Genomic DNA, 8,711 nt, shown 5'->3' on the forward strand with positions numbered 1-8,711 from the left:
CGACGAGACCAAACATGAACCCACTGAATCAACTCCCCGACGACGACTTGCTGGCTTTGTTGATGGCCGACGACGTCGGTTCAGAGCATTCCATCAAGGCTTCCACCCATCGCGGCCCCACTCCCCTGTCCTTCGCCCAACAACGCCTGTGGTTCCTGCAACAACTCTCGCCCGACAGCAGCGCCTACAACCTGCCTAACGCGCTGCACCTGCGCGGGCCGCTGGATACATCGGCGCTCGCCGCGGCCTTGCAGCAGATCATCGACCGGCACGACGTGCTGAAAACCGCGTTCCAGACCGTCGATGATGAACCCCGGCAAGTGCTTGACCCGCAAGCCCGCATCCACGTGCGCGAAGAGGACCTCTCAGGCCTGGCACCGCACGCCCGTAGCACCGCCGTGACTGAGCGCCTGGCCGCCGAGGCCGGTGCACCGTTTGACCTGGGGCGCGCCCCACTGATTCGCGCCACCCTGATCACCCTTGAGCGCGACGAGCATATCCTGCTGTTGAACATGCACCACATCGTCTCGGACGCCTGGTCCAACCCGATCCTGATGCACGACCTGATCCAGGCTTACCAACGCGCCTGCCAGGGCGACACCACGCCGCTGGCGCGACCTGCGATCCAGTACGCCGACTACGCCCGCTGGCAGCGCGAGGAGTACCCGAACACGCCGGCACAACAGCGGGCCGCCGACTATTGGGCGGGTTACCTGGGACGGGAGATTCCCACGCTGGACCTGCCTACCGAGTTCCCCCGCAATGCCGAACAACAACACCGTGCCGGCAATCTTCAACTGTCAGTGCCCACAGCCCTGAGCCAACAGTTGCACAGCTTCTGCCAGCAACAGGACCTGACGCCGTTTATCGTGCTGCTGGGCACCTGGCAACTGCTGCTCAGTCGCTACAGCGGCCAGCAGGATTTCACCGTTGGCGTGCCGAATGCCAGCCGTAATCAGAGCGAGACCCAGGACCTGGTGGGGTTCTTCGTCAGCAGCCAGATCTATCGCACGCAACTCACCGACGACCTGACCACAGGCGAGTTTCTCCAAGCGCTGCGCCAGCAATCGCGGGCGGCGATGGAACATGCCGACTACCCGATTGAACTGATCATCGAGCGCTTGCAGCTGCAACGCAGCACTCAGGCCAACCCGTTGTTCCAGACCCTGTTCAACTGGCGGGTGAGCCAGGATCAACCGGCCGCTCTGACGCTGGGTGAGCTGAGCCTGGCGTTCCTGCCGGTGGCGCAACATGAGGCCAAGTTCGACCTGTCGATGGACGTGGACTACACGCCACAACAGATCACGGCGAGTATCGAGTACAGCACGGCACTGTTCGGCGCGGCGACGATTGAGCGCCTGGGACAGCACTGGCTGCGCTTGCTGCAAAGCCTCGTTGACGGGCCGCAGCGGCGACTGGCCGAACTGCCGATGCTCGACCACGCCGAGCAACATCAGATGGTCAGCGCATGGAACGCCACCGCCACCCACTACCCGCTGCACCACAGCGTCCAGCAACTGATCGAAGCCCAAGTGGCGGCCACACCCAATGCCACGGCGCTGGTGTTCGGCAACCAGCAGCTGAGCTATCACCAGCTCAACCAGCGCGCCAACCAACTCGCCCACAAGCTGATGGAACTGGGCGTCGGCCCCGATGCACTGGTGGGTATCGCCACCGAGCGTAGCCTGGAGATGGTCATCGGCCTGCTCGCCGTGCTCAAGGCCGGCGGCGCCTATGTGCCGCTGGACCCGGAATACCCGCAGGACCGCCTCAGCTACATGATCGAGGACAGCGGCATTGGCCTGCTGTTGACACAGCAGCATCTGCTCACGCAGTTGCCGATTCCGGCTGCGCTGCCGGTGCTGACCCTCGATCAACTGGACGTCAGCGCTTATGCCGACACCAACCCAGAAGTCGCCGTTGACGGCGAAAACCTGGCCTACGTCATCTACACCTCAGGTTCCACCGGCAAGCCCAAAGGCGCCGGCAACCGGCATTCGGCCCTGACCAACCGGCTGTGCTGGATGCAACAGGCCTATGGGTTGACCGCCGACGATACCGTGCTGCAAAAGACCCCGTTCAGCTTCGACGTGTCGGTGTGGGAGTTCTTCTGGCCGCTGATGACCGGCGCCCGCTTGGCCGTTGCCGGGCCTGGCGATCATCGCGACCCGGCCATCCTGATCAGCCTGATTCAGCGTTACCACGTCACGACCCTGCACTTTGTGCCGTCGATGCTGCAGGTGTTCCTGCTGGACGAACAGGTCGCCCAGTGCACCCGCCTGACACGCATCATCTGCAGCGGCGAAGCCTTGCCGGTGGACGCCCAACAACAGGTGTTCGCCAAGCTGCCGAACGCCGGGTTGTTCAACCTCTACGGCCCTACCGAAGCCGCCATCGACGTAACCCACTGGACCTGCCGCGAAGAAGGCAAGGCCAGCGTGCCGATTGGCCAACCGATCGCCAACCTCACCACCTACATCCTCGATGCCGAGCTGCAACCGGTGCCGGCCGGCGTCATCGGCGAGTTGTACCTGGGCGGCGAAGGCCTGGCGCGCGGTTACCACCGCCGCCCTGCCCTCACCGCCGAACGCTTCATGACCAGCCCGTTCGGTGATGGCCAACGCCTGTACCGCACCGGCGACCTGGCCAGCTACCGCCCCGACGGCGTGATCGAATACCGTGGCCGTATCGACCACCAGGTAAAAATCCGTGGCCTGCGCATTGAACTGGGGGAAATCGAAACCCGCCTGATGGAATTGGACTGCGTGCGCGAAGCGGTGGTGATTGCGGCTGACGGGCAGTTAGTCGCCTACGCTGTGCCCGCTCAAGCCCGTGACGCCGCTGACCTGCGCAGCGACATCAAACACCGCCTGAGCGAACACTTGCCCGACTACATGGTGCCGGCCCAGTTGATCTTCCTCGATCAACTGCCCCTGAGCCCCAACGGCAAACTGGACCGCAAGGCTCTGCCGAAACCCGATGCAAACCTGCTGCAAAAAGCCTACGTGGCGCCGCAGAGCCCGCTGGAACAGCAGATTGCCGCCATCTGGCAAGACGTGCTCAAGCGTGAAGCCGTCGGCCTTCACGATGATTTCTTTGAGCTGGGCGGACATTCATTGTTGGCTACCCAGGTCGTCTCCCGTGTGCGTCATGCCCTGAACACCGATGTGCCCCTGCGCAGCCTGTTCGAATGCAGCACCTTGCAGGCGTTCGTCGCCACCTTGGCGCAGGAACCGGTCCGCCACGAGCCGCCCTTGGTCCGGGTCGCACGCGACCAGCCGCTGCGCCTGTCTTACGCCCAGGAACGCCAGTGGTTCCTCTGGCAACTGGACCCTCAAAGCACCGCGTATCACATCCCGGCGGCCCTGCGCCTGCGCGGCCATCTGGACACCCAGGCACTGCAGCGCAGCTTTGACCACCTGATCGAGCGCCATGAAAGCCTGCGCACCTCGTTCACCCAGGACGGCGAGCGTACCGTCCAACGGATCGCCGCCCACGCTCCGCTGGCGATCACCGTCGAGTCACGGCTGGGCGCAGACGAGCAGGCGATCCAGGCGTGTGTTGAACACGAAATCCAGCAGCTGTTCGACTTGCAGCATGGCCCGCTGCTGCGGGTCAAACTGCTGAAACTGGCGGATGACGATCACGTCCTGATCCTCACCCAGCACCATATTGTCTCCGATGGCTGGTCGATCAACGTGATGATCCAGGAGCTGATTGCCCTGTACGCCGGTTTCAGCCAGCAGCAACCGGTCAGCCTGCCTGACCTGCCCGTCCAGTACGCCGACTATGGCGTGTGGCAGCGCCAGTGGATGGAGGCCGGAGAGCGCGAGCGCCAACTGGCCTACTGGACCGAACAGTTGGGTGGCGAGCAGACGGTATTGGAACTGCCCGCCGACCACACCCGGCCGTCGGAGCAAAGCTACCGCGGCGCCCAATTGGAACTGGCGCTGGGCCACGAGCTGAATCAGTCGCTCAAGCAATTGGCCCAGCAGCAAGGCGTGACGTTGTTCATGCTGTTGCTGGCCTCGTTCCAAACCCTGTTGCATCGCTACAGCGGGCAAACCGACATCCGTGTCGGTGTGCCGATTGCCAACCGCAACCGCGTGGAAACCGAAGGGCTGATCGGGTTTTTCGTCAACACCCAGGTGCTGCGCGCAGAGCTCAACGGCCAGGCGCGGTTTGTCGACGTGCTGCAACAGGTCAAACACCACGCCTTGCAAGCCCAGGCTCACCAGGACCTGCCCTTTGAGCAACTGGTGGAAGCCCTGCAACCGGAGCGCAGCCTCAGCCACAGCCCGCTGTTCCAGGTGATGTACAACCATGCCAGCGTGCAGCCGCAAAACAGCGTCAGCCTGCCCGGCCTGAGCCTTGAAGTCTTGGAAGGCACGCTGCCCAGCACCCAGTTTGACCTCTCGCTGGACACCACCGAGTCCGCCGACGATCTGCTGGCCACCCTCACCTATGCGATCGACCTGTTTGAAGCCTCAACCGTCCAGCGCCTGGCCGGGCATTGGCAAAACCTGTTGCAGGCCATCGTCCGTAACCCGCAGCAACGCCTGGGTGAACTGGACATGCTTGGGCGTGAAGAACGGCACCTGATGCTCCATGACTGGAGCAGTGCCACCCTCGATTACCCAAGTGAACAACGGGTCCATCAGCTGTTTGAAGCCCAAGTGGCGAAGCAACCATCAGCCCCGGCCTTGCTCTTCGAAGACCGCCAGTTGAGTTACGCCGAACTCAACGCCCAGGCCAATCGCCTGGCTCGCCATCTGGTGAGCCTGGGCGTCGGGCCCGACGTGCTGGTGGGGATTGCCGTGGAGCGCGGCCTGGACATGATCATCGGCTTGCTGGCGGTGCTCAAGGCCGGTGGCGCCTACGTGCCCCTGGACCCTGAATACCCGCAGGATCGGTTGCTGTGCATGATCGAAGACAGCGGCACGCAACTGATGCTGACCCAGAGCCACTTGCGCGAACGCCTGACGATTCCTGCCGAGGTGGCGCACCTGTGCCTGGACCAGAACCAAGCCTGGGTCGATCTGGACGACAGCAACCTGGTCAATCGTGCCCATGCCGATAACCTTGCGTATGTGATGTTCACCTCCGGCTCCACGGGCCGGCCAAAAGGCGTGGGCATCAACCAGTCCTCGCTGACTCGCCATGCCTACGTGTCGTTGGGGTTCTTCAATCTCAATGGCGGCGACCGCATCCTGCAGTTTTCCACCTTCAACTTCGACGGTTTCGTCGAGCAGCTGTACCCGGCCCTGATCTGCGGCGCGTCGGTGGTGCTGCGCGGCACCGAAATCTGGGACACCGAGACCTTCTACCACGCCCTGATCAAGCACCAGATCAGCGTGGTCGACCTCACCACGGCCTACTGGAACCTGCTGGCCAAGGATTTTGCCGCGGCTGGCCCACGGGATTACGGGCGCCTCAAGCAAGTGCACGCCGGTGGTGAAGCCATGCCGCCAGAAGGCCTCGCCGCGTGGAGCCAGGCCGGCCTTGGCCACGTCAAATTACTCAACACCTACGGCCCGACTGAAGCCACGGTGACGGTCACGGCCCTTGATTGCACCGACTATGTAACCGGCGCACGCCCCACGCCCTTGACCATGCCCATCGGCAAGGTCCTGGCCGGACGCAGCATTTACCTGCTGGACGACAGCGGTGCCCCGGCGCCGATTGGCGTGGTGGGCGAACTGGTGATCGGCGGCGAGTTGCTGGCGCGGGGTTATTTCAATCGCCCGGACCTGACGGCCGAGCGCTTCATGCCCGACCCGTTCAGCCAAAGTGGCGGCCGCTTGTACCGCACCGGCGACCTTGCGCGCTACACCCCCGACGGGGTGATCGAGTACGTCGGCCGGATCGACCATCAGGTGAAGATTCGCGGGTTCCGTATCGAGTTGGGCGAAATCGAAGCCCGACTGCTGGAGCACGACATGGTGCGAGACGCCATCGTCCTCGCCCAACCGGCCGCCAGCGGTTTGCAGTTGGTGGGTTATGTGGTGCCCGAGGCCACGGCCGTGCCGCACGCAGAGCTGCGTCAGTCGATCAAAGCCGCGCTGGCAGCCGTGCTGCCGGACTACATGGTCCCGGGCTTCCTGATGTTCCTTGATGTATTGCCCCTGAGCCCGAACGGCAAGCTGGACCGTAAAGCGCTGCCCAAGCCGGATGCCAGCCAACAGCAAAACCACTATGTGGCGCCGCGAACGGCCCTGGAAATCCAGGTCGCCGGAATCTGGCAAAGCGTGCTCAACCTTGAGCAGGTGGGCCTCACGGATGACTTCTTCGCACTGGGCGGCCATTCGTTGCTGGCAACCCAGATCATCTCCAGGGTGCGTCAGGCCCTGGGGCTGGATGTCGCTCTGCGCAGCTTGTTCGAACGCAGCGTGCTCGGGGATTTCGTCGCCGGCCTGGACGGTCGCGCGCGGCAGCATGAGCTGCCATTGGTGCCCGTCGAACGCACTCAATCGCTGCCCCTGTCCTACGCACAGGAGCGCCAGTGGTTCCTCTGGCAATTGGACCCGCACAGCGCCGCGTACCACCTGCCGGCCGCCCTGCGCCTCAAGGGCACGCTGGATGTCGCGGCGCTGGAGCACGCGTTCAATCAACTGATCGCGCGTCACGAAGCACTGCGCACCACCTTCGTGGTGGACAACGAACACCCCCGCCAAATCATCGCCGACCAGGCACCGCTGGCGTTGGTGGTCGAGACGCTGAACGGCACGCCGGACGACGCCACGATCAAGGCCTTTGTGGAGCACGAAACCCGGCAACTGTTCGACCTCCAAAACGGCCCGCTGCTGCGGGTCAGGCTCCTGCGCCTGGCGGACGATGAACATGTACTGGTACTGACCCAGCACCACATCGTTTCCGATGGCTGGTCGGTGCAGTTGATGGTGGAGGAACTGATCAGCCTGTACGGCGCCGCCCAGTCTGGACAGCCTCACGCACTGGCGCCGTTGCCCATCCAGTACGCCGACTATGCCGCCTGGCAACGGCAATGGATGCAAGCCGGCGAGCGCGAACGTCAACTGGCGTACTGGACCGGCCAGTTGGCCGGTGAACACAGCGTATTGGAGTTGCCGACGGATCGCCCGCGCCCGGCGGAACAAAGCTACCGAGGTGCCCACCTGTCAATCACCCTGGCGCCTGGCCTGGGCGATGCCGTGCACGCCTTTGCCCATCGCGTTGGCGTGACGCCGTTCATGCTGTTGCTGGCGTCTTTCCAGACCCTGTTGCACCGCTACAGCGGCCAAAACGATATCCGCGTCGGTGTGCCGATTGCTAACCGCAACCGGGTCGAAACCGAGGGGCTGATTGGCTTCTTCGTGAACACCCAAGTCATGAAAGCCGAGTTCAGCTCGCACCTGCGGGTCGAGGCTCTGCTGCAACAGGTCAAGCAACATGCACTGGATGCCCAGGCGCATCAGGACCTGCCATTCGAACAATTGGTGGAGGCCTTGCAACCGGAACGCAGCCTCAGCCACAACCCGCTCTTCCAGGTGATGTTCAACCACCAGAGTGCCGACAAACCCAGCGCCACCGAACGTCCGTCACTGCCTTCGGCGTTGCAGGTCGAGGGATTGGACTGGGAAGGCAGCACCTCGCAATTTGACCTGACCCTCAGCACCAGCGAATCGGCCGAAGGCTTGAGCGCGACCCTGACCTACGCCACCGACCTGTTCAACGCCACCACCATCGAGCGCCTTGGGCGGCATTGGCAACAGCTGCTGCACAGCCTGATTGGCGACCCACAACAGCGAGTTGCAGATTTGGCGATGCTCGACCACGCCGAGCAGCAGCACATTGTCAGCGCATGGAACGCCACCGCCACCCGCTACCCGCTGCACCACAGCGTCCAGCAACTGATCGAAGCCCAAGTGGCGGCCACACCCAATGCCACGGCGCTGGTGTTCGGCGATCAACAGCTGAGCTATCACCAGCTCAACCAGCGCGCCAACCAGCTCGCCCACAAGCTGATGGAACTGGGCGTCGGCCCCGATGCACTGGTGGGTATCGCCACCGAGCGTAGCCTGGAGATGGTCATCGGCCTGCTCGCCGTGCTCAAGGCCGGCGGCGCCTATGTGCCGCTGGACCCGGAATACCCGCAGGACCGCCTCAGCTACATGATCGAAGACAGCGGCATTGGCCTGCTGTTGACCCAGCAGCACCTGCTCACGCAGTTGCCGATTCCGACTGCGCTGCCGGTGCTGACCCTCGATCAACTGGACGTCAGCGCTTATGCCGACACCAACCCGGAGGTCGCCGTTGACGGCGAAAACCTGGCCTACGTCATCTACACCTCAGGTTCCACCGGCAAGCCCAAAGGCGCCGGCAACCGGCATTCGGCCCTGACCAACCGGCTGTGCTGGATGCAACAGGCCTATGGGTTGACCGCCGACGACACGGTGCTGCAAAAGACCCCGTTCAGCTTCGACGTGTCGGTGTGGGAGTTCTTCTGGCCGCTGATGACTGGCGCCCGTTTGGCCGTTGCCGGGCCTGGCGATCATCGCGACCCGGCCATCCTGATCAGCCTGATTCAGCGTTACCAGGTCACGACCCTGCACTTCGTGCCGTCGATGCTGCAGGTGTTCCTGCTGGACGAACAGGTCGCCCAGTGCACCCGCCTGACACGCATCATCTGCAGCGGCGAAGCCTTGCCGGTGGACGCCCAACAACAGGTGTTCGCCAAGCTGCCGAACGCCGGG

Annotated in this window: 1 protein-coding gene; it reads left to right on the top strand. The window is 63.6% G+C overall.

Features of this window, described 5'->3' with window-relative positions:
* Positions 1–14: 14 nt before the first annotated feature.
* Positions 15–8,711: non-ribosomal peptide synthetase (locus tag CKW32_RS21805; RefSeq protein WP_160016656.1), on the top strand; the 8,697-nt coding region annotated here is incomplete at its 3' end.

The organism is Pseudomonas sp. Irchel 3H9, assembly GCF_900187495.1.
GTDB classification, from domain to species: Bacteria; Pseudomonadota; Gammaproteobacteria; order Pseudomonadales; family Pseudomonadaceae; genus Aquipseudomonas; species Aquipseudomonas sivasensis.